This window comes from Streptosporangium oxazolinicum (assembly GCF_039537505.1).
In the GTDB taxonomy this organism is placed as follows: domain Bacteria; phylum Actinomycetota; class Actinomycetes; order Streptosporangiales; family Streptosporangiaceae; genus Streptosporangium; species Streptosporangium oxazolinicum.
This window is the reverse complement of the sequence record NZ_BAABAQ010000013.1, coordinates 230,984-246,427: the sequence shown is the minus strand read 5'-3', so window position 1 is coordinate 246,427 and position 15,444 is coordinate 230,984. Positions and strand designations below refer to the sequence as shown.

Here is a 15,444-nt window from a genome sequence, read left to right as displayed (position 1 = left end):
GTCGGCGAGCAGGGAGGAAAGGGTCAGGGGAGGTCGCGACCGGCTACCGGGTGAGCTCGGCCAGCGGCGGCGCGCCGGGCCGGGTGGGCAGCGGCCGCAGGCGCAGCCCGGACTCCTCGGCCACCTGCCGCAGCCCGAAGGGAATCCACCGGTAGGAGTCGTGCACCAGGCGCAGCGGGACGTCCTCCTCGTCCCGGTACACCCGCCAGGTGGTGTGCAGCCGCATCGTGGCGGGGTCGTCTCGGTCGGGGGCGCCGGAGAACCACCATTCGTAGCGGTGGTGACCGGCTCGGGCGGTGGCCATCCGGGCTTCGGGAAGGACGAGGGGGCTTTCCATCCCCATGAGTTCGACGATGACGACGCCCTTCGGGGACAGGCGCGGCAGTAGGCGCTCCCACAGCCGCCGGCGTTGCCCGGCGTCCAGGTGGCCGAGTACGCCGCACAGCAGGACGGCGCTGACGCGGTCGGGCAGTTCCAGCTCCGGCGCGGCGTCAGCGGTGATCGTCACCCTGGGGCGCAGGTACGGGTCGCTGAAGACGCGGCTGGTCAGGACGGCCCGCATGCCGACGGCCGGTTCGCAGGCGAGGATCTCCGCATCGGGCCGGGCTCGGGCGACGGCCTCGGTCAGCAGGCCGGTACCGGCCCCGATGTCGAGCACCGGCCCGTACGAGAGGTCCGTACCGGCCAGTGCCCGCGCGACGGCGGGAGCGCTCGCGCCGGCGGTGTGCCCGGTGGCGACGAGATCGAAGAACTCGGCCGACGGCGTGTACGCGAGCGCCGCCTCGGTGCCCGCGAGAGGGGGGCCGGACGGGGAGCCGGATCCGGGGATCGGTCCCGCTCCTCCGGCCGGGACCGACCGGGCGGGGAACACCTCGCCGACCGGAAGGGGGCGTGGCGCGGGAGGCCGGACGATCTCCGGCGGCCCGAGCCGGGCGGCCAGGTCGGACCAGATACGGCACACCGTCAGGTCGTACTGCGCCGCCCGCAGCACGTCCTCGCCGTCGGTCACGGCCGCTCGCAGTTCGTCGAGCGCGCGGCCGACGGCCCGGGGCCACAATCTGGAAAACACCTCGCGGAACGTCCCGGTGCCGCCGGCGACCGAGGTCGTCGTGAGGTCGAGGTCGCCGGTGCCCGGCCCGTCGAGCACGAACCGGCGGTCGTCGTCGCGGTTGACGTGCAGGCGCGGGCTCCACAGCAGCGGCCCGTGGGTGTCGGCCAGGGTGAGGACCCCGCCCTCGGTGCCCAGTGACACCCGGTGCCAGTGCAGGGCGTGGTTGTCGCGGTCGGCGGGGTCGAGCTGGTGGTGGACCCGCACGGTCAGCGCCACCCCGCCGAGCACCCCCTGCAGGAGGCGGAACGGCTGCGTGCCGACCTCCTCGGGCAGGGCCAGGGGGCCGGTGAAGCGCCAGGGGCGCAGCGAGCCGAGTGCCCGTCCGAGGATGTCCACCATCGGGTGCATCAGGTGGACGGGGGTGGCGGCGTCGAGGAACAGCGGCTTCTGGCGGGCGGTGAGCCTGCGGGCGGCCCGGATGAACGCGCGCACCGGCTCGACATGCGGGTAGTGCGTGTTGAGCCGGTACTGCACGCCGTGGCGGCGGGCGAGTTTCAGGCACTCGGTCAGCTCGTCCAGATGGACGGGGTGTTCCTGAAGGACGTGGATCCCGCGACGTATCAGGGCCTTGGCCAGCGCGGTCCCCTCTCCTCCGGATATCGACGAGCCGACCACGACGCACGCCGCGTCGATGTCGCCCGGCAGCCGGTCGACCTCGGTGTAACAAGGGACGCCGAGACCTCGCGCGTAGGCGCGGGAGGCCGCGGAGCCGCGGCTGAGGATCGCGGCCAGGGTGTAGCCGGGGTGGGCCAGGACGGCTTCGGCGTAGAAGCGGCCGAAGTTGGTGCCGCAGACGACCACCCGCAGCGGGGCTCGCTCGTTCACAGGACGCCCTCCTCGACCGGCTCGCCGGCGGATTCGGACAGCTCGAACCGTTCGACGGCCCCGCCGCCGCGGAGCCGGTCGACGACGGTGCCGGGGTCGAGCACGTCGCAGGCGAAGTGCACGCCGGGCGGGACGCTCGCCCTCACGATCGCGTCCACGGCCAGTGCCCCGACGGCGGCGGTGAGCCGGTAACTGCTGGCGGTGCGTACCGTCAGCCGGCGCCGCGCGGGCCGGCCGGCCGAGGTGCCGGTCAGCTGGAAGCCGAGCACGTAGTAGGGCGTGCGCCCGGCCAGGTCGAGGTCGGCGGCCAGGATCAGCCGGGTGGCGAGTTCGCCGAGGTCGGCTCCTGCGGCGAGGCGGCCCGGCAACAGGTTCAGCAGGGCGCGTACCTGCGGGCCGGGGTGGACGTTGAACCAGTCCACCCGCTCCAGCCCGAGAAGCGTGGCCAGGCGTTCGCTCTCGCCGCTGAGGAAGGGTTGCACGGCCACCCGGCCGGGAAAGCCGGGGATCTCGGCGTCCTCGACGGCCCGCAGCGCCCGGGAGGTTCGGCGCCCGCCGCGGACGGCGGCCAGCGGTTCCCCGTAGGCGGCGCCGTTCGCGCCGCCTGCGGTGAGGGAGAGCATCAGGTCGACGGCCACGGTCGGGGAGCAGGGCTCCAGGCCGCCGCAGTGAGCGGTCAGCGCCGATACGCCGTCCAGTACGCCGTCCAGGTCCTGGCGGGCGAGCCAGCGCGGCAGGATGGCCGACAGGCCGGGCAGCGCTCCCGCCGACAGGATCACGGTCCGGCCCTCGCGGGCCGGGTCGCCGTCGGCGAGCAGGTCCTCCGCGGCCGGGTCGTCACCGGCCACGTCGACGCAGTGCGCTCCGGCGGCCAGCGCGGCCGAGGCCACGGTGGCCCTGAGCCGGTAGGTCGGGCCGGCGCAGTTGAGGACGACGTCGCATCCTCGCACGAAGGCGGCCAGGCTCGCGGCGTCGGCGGCGTCGGCCCGGACGACGTCGCCGCCACCGGCGAGTTCCTGGCCGGCCACGGCCCGCAGCGCGTCCGTCCGGCGCCCGCCCAGGCGCAGCGCGCCGTGGCCGAGGTCGCGCAGCTCGCGGACCGCGGCCCGGCCCACCGCGCCGGAGGCGCCCAGTACCCCGATGACGCGCGTGCCGCTCATCGGGTCACCGCGCCGTCGGTCAGTTCGGCGAGGACCTTCAGCACCGCGGGGGCGTGCTCGGCCGACAGGCAGCTGAAGTGGTCGCCGCCGATGTCGACGATCTCCAGGTCGCCCAGGGTGAGTTCCTGCCAGTACTCGGTGACGGCGGCCTTGCTGCCGGGGAAGGGGTAGGCGCCGTCGTGCCGCAGGAAGGTGATGTCGCCGGCGTAGGGTTCGGCGCTGTAGCGGGTGATGGCGAAGACGCTCTGGCGGTAGGCGGAGAACAGCCGGGTCATGTGGTCCGGTTCGTAGTCGCCGGCCGAGGCGGGGACCGCCTCGCACATCCGGGCGATGCGCGTGGCACGCGGGAGGGTGGCCAGGTTACGGAAGCAGGCGGCGACGTCGGCGTACTCGCCGGTGAGGGCGGCGAGCCCGCCGTCGGGCAGCACGCCGGGGCTGCCGGCCAGTACGGCGTCGGTGGCGGCCGCCACCCGGTACTGGTCGCCGGGGAAGCCCAGGTCGGCCGGGTCGATGCCCATCATCACCGCGAAGGAGTACTCCGACAGCAGTTCGTCGTCGAGGCGGAACCTCGGGCTGTGGCTGCTGATCACCGTCAGGCTCTCCACCCGGGCGCCGGACTCGGTCAGGTTACGGGCCACCTCGGTGGCGATCAGACCGCCAAGGCAGTACCCCACGACGTGGAAACGCCTTTCGCCGCCCGCGGTCAGCGCGCGGGCGTAGCCGGCCGCGAGCTGTTCGATGAGCCCTTCGGGCGGGGCGGCCAGATAGCCATCGAGGCCGGGGACCTCCAGGCCTACGACGTCGGCGACCCCGGGGGAGCGCCGCCTGATCTCGGTGACCAGCGCCCGGTACGGCATGATCGTCCCGGTTCCGGCGTGGACGAGGACGGTGGTGGGCTCGTCCACCGAGCGGGCGCCGTGCAGGTGGATGACGGGATCGACCGGCGCGCCGGGCCGGTCGGCCGGCGACTCGCCGGTGAGGCCGCGCAGGAAGGCGGCCAGACCGGCCACCGTGGGGCGCCGCAGCATGTGCCGCAGCACGACCTCCCACTCCAGGTCGGCGGCCTGTGCGATCCGCTCCCGCAGCCGGCCGACCATGCGGGCCACCAGCAGGGAGTCTCCGCCCAGGGCGAAGAAGTCGTCGCTGCGCCCGACGTGCTCCACGGCCAGCAACCCCGCCCACAGCTCGGCGAGCCTGCTCTCCAACTCGTCCATCGGCCGCTCGTCGGCGGCCGGAGCCGTCTGCGTGCTCTCGCGGGGCAGCCAGGAGCGCAGCAGGTTACGGTCGGTCTTGCCGTTGGCCGTGCGGGGCAGGGCGTCGACGATCTGCCACAGCGACGGAACCATGTACTCGGGCAGCCGGGTGGACACCTCGCGTGTCAGCTCGCCCGCCGTGACGTGGGCGCGGTCGGCCTTCAGGCGGGCGAGGAAGAGTTCCTGGCCGGTGGCGGCCAGCGGGTCGCCCGCCTCCGGAAGGGAGAGGACGTCGACCGCTTCGTGCCGGTCCAGCAGGTCCAGCCACTGCGGCCGGGTGAGGAAGGACTGCCCGTTGTGCGCCCGGTGGTCGCTCCAGGCGCGTCCGGCGACCTCCAGGAACTCCATGGACACCAGCAGCGGGTAGTGGTCGTCGCGGGTGTTCTCCACGAACATCAGGTGGCCGCCGGGTACCAGCAGCTCACGAAGCCGGGCGAGCGCGGCCTCGGTGTCGGAGGTGGCGTGCAGGGTGTTGGCGCACACCACGACGTCGAAGGAGTTGGGGAGAAACCCCTGCCCGCGCGGGTCGTCGTCCACGTCGAGGCGTTCGTGGCGCACCCAGGGGTGGTCGGCGAAGCGCTCGCGCGCCTCGTTGAGGAAGAACGCCGACGGGTCGCTGAACACGTAGTCCACGCCGTATTCGGCCAGGGCCGCCACCAGTTCGCCGGTCGTGCCGCCGACACCGCCGCCGACCTCCAGCACGCGCAGCCGCTCCTCGCCCGCATGACCGGCGGCGATCTCCCGTACGGCGGCCACGAGGGCCTGGTTGAGGTGGCGGATGGCCAGGTTGTCGCGGTAGGCGGCGTCGGCCGCCTCCACGCTCGCCCCGGGAAAGAGCAGCGCGCGGATGTCGAGGTCGCCGGAGATGAGGTCGGGCAGCCGCTCGGCGCAGGTGCGCATGACCTCGAGCAGCGAGCTGCTCCAGCCGACCTCCCGCTCCAGCGCGGTGGCGTGCCGCCAGGTGTGCTCCAGGTCGGCTACGGAGACCGGGCGCAGCCCGCCGAAGGTCGCGGTGGCCTCCTCGTACCCCAGGCGGCCCCGGCCGGTGAGCGCGCGCAGCCAGCGGCGCAGGACATGGCGGTGACGCGGGGTGGAGCGCAGCGCGGCGTAGATCTCCTCGGCGCTGTGCCCGGCGCTGCCGGCGAACAGCCCGGCGCCGGTGAGCACCCGGCTCATCACCGAGAGCGCGACCTCGTCGAGGGCGTCGAGGAAGGCGGTCAGCCGTTCGGCGTCGATCCGCGCGGAGGCCTCGCCTACGGCGTGCGCCGCGGCCTGGCGTGCGCGGGCGGCGGACGGGGGTGCGGGTTCGCCGGACCCGTGGTGCGCGGTTTCGACGAACGCGGCCAGGCGGCGCCCGCCCGAGGCGGAGTCGTCGACCAGGACGGCCCCCGCGCCGACCGAGGGGTGGGCCTGCACGGCGGCCTCGATCTCGGCGAGTTCCACCCGGTAGCCGCGGATCTTCACCTGGGCGTCCTCGCGGCCGAGGAACTCGATGTCCCCGTCGGGCAGGTAGCGGCCCAGGTCGCCGGTGCGGTAGATCCGCTCACCGGTGGCCGGGTCGGTGATGAAACGCTCCGCGGTGCGGGCCTGGTCGCCGAAGTAGCCCATGGCCACTCCGGCCCCGCCGATGTGGAGCTCACCGGCGACCCAGTCGGGCCGGGGCCGCAGGGCGTGGTCGAGCACGGCGAAACGCTGGTTGGTCAGCGGACGGCCGTAGGGGATGCTGGGCCGGGCGGTGTCCACCGCGCCGATCGGGTGCGCGATCGACCAGATGGAGCCCTCGGTGGCGCCGCCCAGGGAGATGACCTCCAGGCCGGGCAGGATCGTCCGCGCCTCGCCGGGCAGGGTGACCGGGATCCAGTCGCCCGACAGCAGGGCCAGCCGCAGTGTGCTGTGCGGGCCGGGGGGTTCCGAGCGCAGCCAGTCGCAGAGCATCTGCAACTGGCCGGGCACCGAGTTCCACACCGTGACGCCGCAGGTGGAGATGAGGTCGGCCCAGTGCGAGGGGTCGCCGCGGCGCCCGGCCTCGGGCAGCACCAGCACGCCGCCCGCCGACAGCGGGCCGAAGATGTCGTAGACCGACAGGTCGAAGCCCAGCGAGGCGATGCCGAGGACACGGTCGCCGTCGGTGACGGCGTAGCGGTGGTTGATGTCCTGGACCGTGTTGAGGGCGGCCCGGTGGCTGATCATCACCCCCTTGGGGGTGCCGGTGGAGCCGGAGGTGTAGATGACGTAGGCCAGATCGTCGGGGGCGGCGCGCCGCGCCGGGACGGCGTCGGGGGTGTCCGCTTCGGGCAGCCGGTCCACCACGACGGCCGACACGCCGCCGGGCAGATCGTCGATCTCCGCCAGCCAGGACTGGGTCAGCACGGTACGGACGGCGGCGTCGGCGAGGATCGCGTCGCGGCGGGCCGGGGGCTGCGCGGTGTCGACGGGCAGGTAGGCGCCACCGGCCAGCAGCGTGCCCAGCACGGCGACGACCTGCTCCCAGCCCTTGTCCATCCAGACGGCGACCGGTTCGGCCGGGCGCAACCCGGCCGCGACCAGCAGATCGGCCACCCGCGCCGCTCGCCCGAGCAGCTGGCGGTAGGTCAGGGTGCGCTCGGGGGAGCGCACCGCGACCGCTTCGGGGGTGGCCAGGGCGCGGGCCAGGACCGGCTCGTGAAGCAGTTCCTCCGGCAACGGGCCCCGCGTCGCGTTGACCTCGACGCGGCGGGCCGTCTGCGCCGCGGGCAGTTCGACGCGGGCCGGCCGCTCCCAGGCGTCCTCGGCGTCGTCGCCGTCGGCCGCCAGCAGTTCGACCAGCGCTGCGTAGGCGCCGAACATGTCCTCGGCGACGCCGTCGGGCAGGGCGCCCTCGCGGACGTCCCAGGACGTGACCAGCCTCTCGCCCCGCTCCATGACCTGGCAGTCCAGCCACACCTGCGGGGTCTGGGTGAGGGCGTAGGAGACCTCCGGCGGGATGCCGTCCGGCGTTCCGGCGCCGCCCAGGGCGCTGGTGAAGACGACCGGCATCAGCACGGGGGCTCCGGCCCGGCGTGAGAGCTCGGCCAGTACCTCCGAGCCGGTGAACAGCGGGTGGCGCAGGTCCTCCAGCAGCTGGGCGCCGATCTCCTTGACCCGGCCGGTGAAGGAGGCCGGTGCGCTCAGGTCCACGGCGAGCAGTTCCACCGTGGTGAAGTCACCGACGAGGCGGCCGATGTCCTCGTGCAGCGCCGGGCGGTCCACGGTCGGCACGTTGAGGGTGAAGCGCGCGGCGCGCGACCAGCGGCCGACGATCTCGGCGTACGCGGTGAGCAGCACCGTCGAGACGGTCAGCCCACGCCGCCTGGCGCGCTCGCTCAGCCGCCGCCTGGCCGCTTCCGGCAGCAACCGCTCCAGGCGGCGGAACCGGACGTCACCGTCGCCGGGGTCTTCGGGAGCGGCCCAGGGTTCGGCTCTCGGCAGCTCCGGCGGGGGCGGCAGCTCCCGCAGCCGCGCCGTCCAGTACTCCCGATCCCGCAGGTAGGCGGGGGTGTCGGTCAGGGCCCGCCGGGCCAGGACGTAGTCCCGGAAGGTGATGCCCAGCGGGGCCGGTACGCCGCCGCCGCGGTACAGGTGGTGGAACTCGGCCAGCAGGAGGCGCAGGCTGGCGTGGTCGACGGTGAGCATGTCGAACGACAGGTGCAGCACGGCCCGCCCGGGGGCCCGGGTGATGTGCGCGTCGAACAGCGGCCAGCGGTCGGTGGGCCCCCGGCGTAGCGACATCCTGGCGCGGGCGTCGTTCAGGGCGGCCTCGGCCCGCGCCGGGTCGGTGGTGTCGGTGTCGGTGACGCGCAGCTTGGGGGTCTTCGGCAGCACCCGCTGGTATCCGTCGGTGTGGACGACCGCGCGCAGCATGTCGTGCCGTTCGATCAGGTGCTGCCAGGCGGCGGCGACGCGGCCGGTGTCGAGGTCGGGGTAGTCCAGCTCGACGTAGGCGTGGCAGGCGACACCGCCGTAGGCGTAGGCGTCGGCCCGGCCGATCAGGTAGGCGGCCTGTATGCCGGTCAGGGGGAAGGGGTCGTGGCGGCCTTCCTCGTCGTGCTGCAGGGGACGGCCCTCCTGCTCATCGGCCGAGTCGGCCAGGTGGCGCAGGATCGCGTCCTTGTGGGCGCGCAGCTCGGCGCGCCGCTCGTCGGTGAGAAAACCCGTGGGGGCCCGGAAGCGCAGGTGCCCGTCCTGGGCCCACAGGACCACGCCGTCACGTGCGTATCGGGCCAGCAGTTCGGTGATGTTCACAGTTCTCCGATTTCGATGTCGGCCGCGGCGGTGATCTTCGCGGCGAGCGCGGCGATGGTCGGTGCGGCCAGGAGGGTGCGGATCGTGATACCGGCCCCGAAACGGCGTTCGATCGCCGACACCAGGCGGATCGCCGACAGGCTGTCCCCGCCGGCGGTGAAGAAGCCGGCGTCGCGGTCCGGCGCCGAACCGGGCAGCTGGGCCTCCCACAGCTCGGCCAGCGCGGTCTCCACCTCTCCCCGGGGCGGCTCGCCGGCCGGGGAGGTGCCTTGGGCGGCCAGCAGGGCCAGCGCGGCGCGGTCGACCTTGCCGTTGGCGGTCAGCGGCAGCGCGGGAAGCAGCAGCACCCGGGAGGGGACGGCGTAGGCGGCCAGGCGCTCACCGAGCCGGCGATGAAGCCGCTCCGACAGTCCTGGCGCGTCAGGGCCGGTGGGGGAGCCGCCGGGCAGCTCGCGGGGGACGGCGAAGGCGACCAGCCGCCGGGCGGTGCGCTCTCCCACGGCCACCACGGCGGCCCGGAAGATGTCGGGGTGGGATTCGATGGCCGCCTCGACCTCGCCGGCCTCGATGCGATGCCCGGCGATCTTCAGCTGGGTGTCCAGCCGGCCGAGGAACTCCAGGAGCCCGTCCGAGCGGTAGCGGCCCAGGTCGCCGGTACGGTACCAGCGCTGCCCGTCGTGGGTGGGGAACTTCTCCGCGGTGCGCCGTGGATCGCCCAGGTATCCCATGGCCAGCCCGGCGCCGCCGATCCACAGCTCGCCGGGTGTCCAGTCGGGGCAGTCGCGGCCGAAACCGTCGACGACGCGGTAGCGCTGACCGGTCAGCGGGCGCCCGTAGGGGATGGACGCCCAGCCGGGGTCCACCTTCTCGACGGTGAGGGTGTTGGACCACACCGACGCCTCGGTGGCGCCGCCCATGGCGACGAACCGGCAGGGCCCTACGGTGAGGGCCCGCAACCGGCCCGGCAGGTCCAGGCCGATCCAGTCGCCGGAGACCAGCGCGACGCGCAACCCCCGCAGTGCTCCGCTGTCGGCCGCGGCGTGCTCCGCCGCGTCCAGGAGCAGGTCCAAAAGCGCCGGCACGGTGTTCCACACCGTCACCTCGTGACGGCGCACGAGCTCGGGCCAGCGCTCGGGTTCGTGCCGCAGTTCGTCGGCGGGCAGCAGCAGTGACCCACCGGCCGACAGCAGCCCGAAGATGTCGTAGACCGACAGGTCGAAGTCGAGTGCGGACAGGGCGAACACGCGGTCGCCGGGGCCGATGTCGTGGCGCGCCCCGATGTCGGCGACGGTGTTCCAGGCCGCGGCGTGGGAGATCTTCACTCCCTTGGGCTCGCCCGTCGACCCGGACGTGAAGATCACGTAGGCGAGTGCCTCGACCGGCGCGTGACGTGCTCGCTCCAGCGGTTCGTGGCTCAGCGCCTCCCGAAGGGACATCACCTGGTGCGCCCCGGCTTGCGGCGGTTCGGATCGTTCACCGAGGGTCAGGCCGATTCCCGCGGCCGCCCGTATCCGGTCGCGGCGGGCGGCGGGCTGGTCCAGGCCGATCGGGACGTAGGCGGCGCCCGCGGCCAGCACCCCCAGCACGGCCGTGATCTGCTCGGGCCCCTTGGGCAGGCTGACCGCGACGAGGTCTTCTGGCCGTACGCCGCGCTCCAGCAGGGCGGCGGCGACACGCAGCGCCCCGTCGGCGAGCGCGCCGTAGCCGATGGTGCCGCCCTCGCAGGTGACCAGCGCCGTCCGGTCCGGTTCGGCGGCGGCGCGTTCGAAGAACGCCTCGTGCAGCGGCCGGGGAATGACGGGGTCGCCCTCCTCCTCCAGCGCCACCTCCACACGCCGACGCCGCTGCGCGGCCGGTAGCGGGTCCGGGATCGGCGCGCTCCAGTCGCCGTCGGCCAGGTGGTGGATCAGCCGGGTGTGGGCGTCGAACATGGCGTCGAGGACGCCGTCGCTGAACAGTTCCTCCACCGCGTCCCAGGTGACGATGAGCTCGCCGGATTCCTCGGTGACCTGGTTGTCCAGGATGACCTGGGGGGACTGGGAGATTCCCCACACCTTGGGCGGGAAGCCCGAGGCCGGGTCGGACAGTGCGGCGTCGCCGACGCCGAGCGCGCTGGTGAACACCACCGGCGCTGCGGCGTCGAGGGTGCCGCTGCGGCGGGCGAACTCCCGCAGCAGCCAGGCGATCGGCACGTCCTGGTGGTCGAGGTCCTCGGCCTGCCGCCGCTGTAGCGCGGCGGCGGCCGGCAGCCAGCCGTCGCCGGAGCGGCGGTAGGCGGCCAGCGACAGGGAGGTGAAGTCGCCCAGGACGCGGTGGACGTGCGGGTGCGCCTCCCGCCGGTTGAACAGGGTGAGGGTGAGGGTGAGGGCGTCGGTTCCGCTCCAGGTCGCCAGGACCTCCCCGTAGACGGCGAGCAGCACGGTGGAGGGCGTCAGGCCGTGCCCGGCGGCGCGCTCCTTGACGGTGCGCCAGGCGGCGGCGTCCAGGCGCAGCTGCCTGCGGGTGAACCGGGGCCTTTCCAGCAGCGCCGGATCCCGCTCCAGGGGCAGGGCGGGGACGGGCGGCAGTTCCTCCAGCCGCGCCCGCCAGTGGGCGCGGGCCCGTTCGGCAGAACGGGGGTCGGCCGGCAGCTGGGTGAGGTAGTCGCGAAACGACAGCTCGATCGCCGGCAGCGAGGCGCCGGGGTCGGCGTAGAGGGCGTTGAGCTCGGCGTACAGGGTGGTGATCGACAACGCGTCCAGGACGAGGTAGTCCAGGCCGACGGCGAGCCTGGTGCGGACCGATCCGGCGGGGCCGGGGTAGCGCACCGCCGCGAGGTCGAAGAGCGGCCAGCGGCCGGGGTCGCGGACCTGGTGCGACATCCGCTCGCGCAGGGCGGCCAGGGCCTGGTCGGCTCCGGCCTCGTCGGTTTCCCGGCAGTCGATCCGGTACGGTGCGACGCTTTCCAGTACCCGCTGTGTGCCCTCTTCCACGACGGCGCGCAGCATGGCGTGCCGCCGGATGAGGGCCTGCCAGGCCCGCTCCAGCCGTCCCAGGTCGACGTCGGCGCCGTCGAACTCGCTGTAGTGCCAGGTTCCGACGCCGCCGAGGGTGAAGCCGGGGTCGCGTCCGGTGTGGTAGGCGGCCTGGACGTCGGTGAGCGCGAAGGGCTCGTGGGCGCGGCCGGGGTCGGCCGTAAGGATGGGAGCCGGTGCGGCGTCCGGGCCGGGGACCTCGGCCAGAAGGGTCAGCGGCGCGCAGAATTCCCGCAGGACCGGGTGGGCGAAGAGCGCGGCCACCCGGGCCCCGCCGATGCCGGCGGCGCGCAGCCGGCCGATCACGCGGGTCGCGATGAGCGAGTCGCCGCCGAGTGCGAAGAAGCCGTCGCCGCGGCTCACCTCACCCACCCCGAGGAGCTCGGCCCACACACCCGCGACCACGCTCTCCACCGGCCCGGACGGGGGTTCGGCCGCCACGGGACGCTCACGTGCGGAGGCCGTCAGCAGGTGCCGCACGGCCGCCCGGTCGAGTTTGCCGTTGGAGGTGAGCGGCATCGTGTCCATGACCAGGATGTGCTCGGGAAGCATGTAGGCGGGCAGCCGTTCGGCCGCCCGGCTGCGCAGGGCGTCGAGGTCCAGGAGGGCGCCGCCCTCGGGCGATGCGGGGGAGACGGCCGCCGCGAGGCGGCGCACCGGGCTCTCCAGTACGGTGGCCACCGCGTGCAGCACCTCCGGGTGCTCCTCCAGGGCCGCTTCGACCTCGCCGAGTTCGATACGGTGCCCGCCGATCTTCACCTGGTGGTCGGCGCGGCCGAGGAACTCCAACACGCCGTCCGGCCGGTAGCGGGCCACATCGCCACTGCGGTACCAGCGCTCGCCGTCGTGCTCGACGAACCGGGACGCGGTGCGCTCGGGGTCGCCGCGGTAGCCGGTGGCGACGCTCGGCCCGCCGATCCACAGCTCGCCGGGCACCTGGTCGGGGCGGTCGCGTCCACGGCCGTCCACGACGCGGGCCCGCGTGTTGCGCAGCGGCACGCCGTAGGGGATGGACTTCCACGCCGGATCGACCTCGCCGACCTCGAAGACGGTGGAGTGCACGGCGGCCTCCGTCATGCCGCCCAGGGCCACGAAACGGCAGCCCGGGACGAGGGCGCGCAGCCGGGCGGGCTGGTCGAGCCCGACCCAGTCGCCGCCGAGCAGGACCAGGCGCAGCGCGTCGCCGAGCCCGCCGTCCCCGCCGGCCGCCATGAGCAGGTCCAGCAGCGCGGGCACGCACTGGAGGACGCTGACGTCGTGCTCGCGGACCAGGTGGGCCCAGTGGTGGGCGTCGCGCCGGTGCTCCTGGCCGACGACGACCACCTGCCCGCCGGCCGACAGCGGGGCGAAGATGTCGTAGGTGGCCAGATCGAAGTCCAGGGCGGAGATCGCCAGCGTGCGGTCGCCGGGCCCGACACCGAACTGATCCCCGATCGCGTCGACGGTGTTGACGATCGCGCGGTGGCAGACCTCCACCCCCTTGGGCGACCCGGTCGAGCCGGAGGTGAACAGCAGGTACGCGGTGCTGTCGCCTGCGGGGTGGGCGACGGGCCCGGGGGCCAGCCCCTCGGCGTCGGCCAGGCGCAGCACGCTCACCCCGGGCAGGTCGGCGCACAGGTGGGCGTGCGCGTCGTCGGTGAGCACGACGGCCGCGCCGGCCAGGGCGTGGATGCGGGCGCGCCGGACGGCGGGCTGCTCCACCCCGACGGGCGCGTAAGCGGCTCCCGCGGCGAGCACCCCGAGGACGGCGGCGATCTGGCCGGCGCCCTTGGGCAGGGTGATCGCCACGGTGTCGCCCTCCCGCACACCGTGCCCTCGCAACAGGGTCGCCACCTTGCGCGCCACCAGGGCGAGATCGCCGTAGGTCAGCGTGGAGCCGTCCTCGGCGACGACGGCGACGCGGCCGGGCCGCTCGTCGGCGAGGGCGAAGAAACGCGTGTGCAGGGCGTGGCCGGAGGGCGGGGACGGGGGCAGGGCGGCGACGGCGCGGGCCGCAAGCCGGTCGGCGGCCAGCAGCGGCCCGACGGGCCGCAGCCAGGCCTGTGAGGTGGTGAGAAGGTCGGTGACCAGGCGGCGGTAGGCGTCGAAGGCCGCCTCCGGCACGCCGGGCGCGAGCACGCCGTCACGGACGTCCCAGTTGAGCAGGAGCCCGCCGTCGAGTTCGGTGACCTGGGCGTCCAGGAAGACCTGGGGCCCCTGGGAGATGATCCACACCGGGCGGCCGAAGGTCGCCTGGACGTCCGGCGCGAAGATCTCGCCCAGCCCGATGGCGCTGGTGTAGACGACCGGCGCCAGGACGGGGGCGCCGTCCAGGCGCGACAGGTCGCGCAACACCTCGACGCCGCCGTACGCGCCGTGGGCGACCCCCGCCCGCAGGCCGTCCTGCAGCCGCCGGGCCTGCTCGGCGAAGGGCAGCGGGGCGCTCATGTCCGCGTCGAGCAGGACGGAGCCGCTGAAGTCGCCGACGAGACCGGCGACATCGGCAGTGATCATCTCCCGGTCGAACAGCGGAAGGTTGAGCAGGAAGCGGTGGGTGTCGCTCCAGGCGGCGATGACCTCGGCGAACGCGGTGGCCAGGGCGGCGGCGGGGGTGATGGCGTGCAGCCGTGCCTGGGACAGGAGGGCGGCCTTGGCGTCCGGGTCCAGCCAGTGGTGCAGGCGCCTGGAGTGGGTGAGCGCGGTGTCGGCAGCCGACACCGGCCGCAGCGGGTCCACCGTCGTGGGCAGCCGGGGCGCCCGGGGAAGATCGGGGAGCCGGTCGCGCCACCACCGGGCGGCCCGCTCGCGTTCGGCGCCGCGACGCCGGGCGTGTTCGGCGAGGTAGCGGCCGTAGTCGAGGCCAAGGGCGGGCAGTGACACCTCGGGGCGCTCGTACAGCCGGCGCAGGTCGGTGAGCAGGACGCGCAGGCTCACCGCGTCGCCGGCCATCATGTCCAGGTCGAGCTGGAGCCGGGTGCGCCCGCCGGGCAGCAGGCACAGGCAGACCCGGAAGACCTCGCCCGCCGCGATGTCGAGGTGGCCGTGGGTGTGGCGTTCGCGCAACGTCTCCAGCGTGGCGCTGGCCTCCTCGGCGGGCAGTTCGCGCAGGTCGTGGACGACCAGGCCGGTGCCGGGCGCGCCGTAGCGCTGGCGGCCCTCGTCGTCGAAGCGGGCCCGCAGCATGCCGTGCCGCCCGGTCAGAGCGCGCAGCGCGCGGCCGAGCCGTACCGGATCCACTCCCTCGCCGTCGAGTTCAACGTAGAAGTGGGCGGCGACGCCGCCCAGCGGCTGGCCGTCCTGGCGGCCGATCCAGTAAGCGTGCTGCATCGTCGCCAGCGCGAACGGCGCCTCCTCCTCGTGACCGGGGTCCGGGGGCGGGGAGGGGACGTCGAGGGGGGTCTGCCGCGCTTTTTGCGTCAGCAGGACGCTCCAGGAGTCGAGCACCGGGTCCTGGACCAGGTCGTGGAAGGTGACGGCGACACCGTGGCGGCGCCACTGGCCGGCGAGTCTCATCACGGTGAGGGAGTCGAGACCGAGCTCGAACAGGTCACGCTCCTGGTCGATCTCGTCCGCCGGTATCCCCAATGCCTGAGCGACCACCTCACGTACGTCGTCGGGCGCGAACGCCGGTGCTTGCGAAGGCGGCTGCGCGGGGGGCGGCATCTGTTCTGGGACGGAGTGTTCGTCACTCAAGGGTGGGTTTCCCTCCGGTGTGGGCTCTCGGACGTTCGTGGTGCCCGCCCGTGGCGTCGCGTCGGTGAAAGGCGTGGCGATGCAGCAATATAGTAGAAATGATTATCATTTCTACACGCGCATCCTAAACGGATGAACGAGACAGATGC

At 74.1% G+C, this 15,444-nt stretch carries 4 protein-coding genes; all 4 read right to left on the bottom strand.

Annotated elements, in window-relative coordinates:
* Nucleotides 1-43 precede the first annotated feature (43 nt).
* The 4 genes from ABD817_RS30680 to ABD817_RS30665 are packed head-to-tail and all read right to left on the bottom strand — an operon-like array spanning nt 44 to nt 15,295.
* Entirely contained in the window at nt 44-1,936 is a 1,893-nt protein-coding gene (locus tag ABD817_RS30680) for a Gfo/Idh/MocA family oxidoreductase (protein ID WP_344921728.1), read from the bottom strand.
* Nucleotides 1,933-3,096, bottom strand: a complete 1,164-nt coding sequence (locus ABD817_RS30675; protein WP_344921727.1) for a saccharopine dehydrogenase NADP-binding domain-containing protein — start codon at nt 3,094-3,096, stop codon at nt 1,933-1,935. The genes ABD817_RS30680 and ABD817_RS30675 overlap by 4 nt, the downstream gene beginning before the upstream one ends.
* Nucleotides 3,093-8,609: an amino acid adenylation domain-containing protein gene (locus ABD817_RS30670; protein WP_344921726.1), complete on the bottom strand. Its 5,517-nt coding sequence runs from the start codon at nt 8,607-8,609 to the stop codon at nt 3,093-3,095. Before ABD817_RS30670 ends, ABD817_RS30675 begins: the two co-directional genes overlap by 4 nt.
* Nucleotides 8,606-15,295, bottom strand: coding sequence for an amino acid adenylation domain-containing protein (locus ABD817_RS30665; RefSeq protein ID WP_344921725.1), 6,690 nt, complete (start codon nt 15,293-15,295; stop codon nt 8,606-8,608). Before ABD817_RS30665 ends, ABD817_RS30670 begins: the two co-directional genes overlap by 4 nt.
* Nucleotides 15,296-15,444: the final 149 nt, after the last annotated feature.

Coding starts and splice junctions, on each gene's coding strand:
- ABD817_RS30675 (WP_344921727.1), bottom strand. CDS start 3,096: ATGAGCGGCACGCGCGTCATCGGGGTACTGGGCGCCTCCGGCGCGGTG.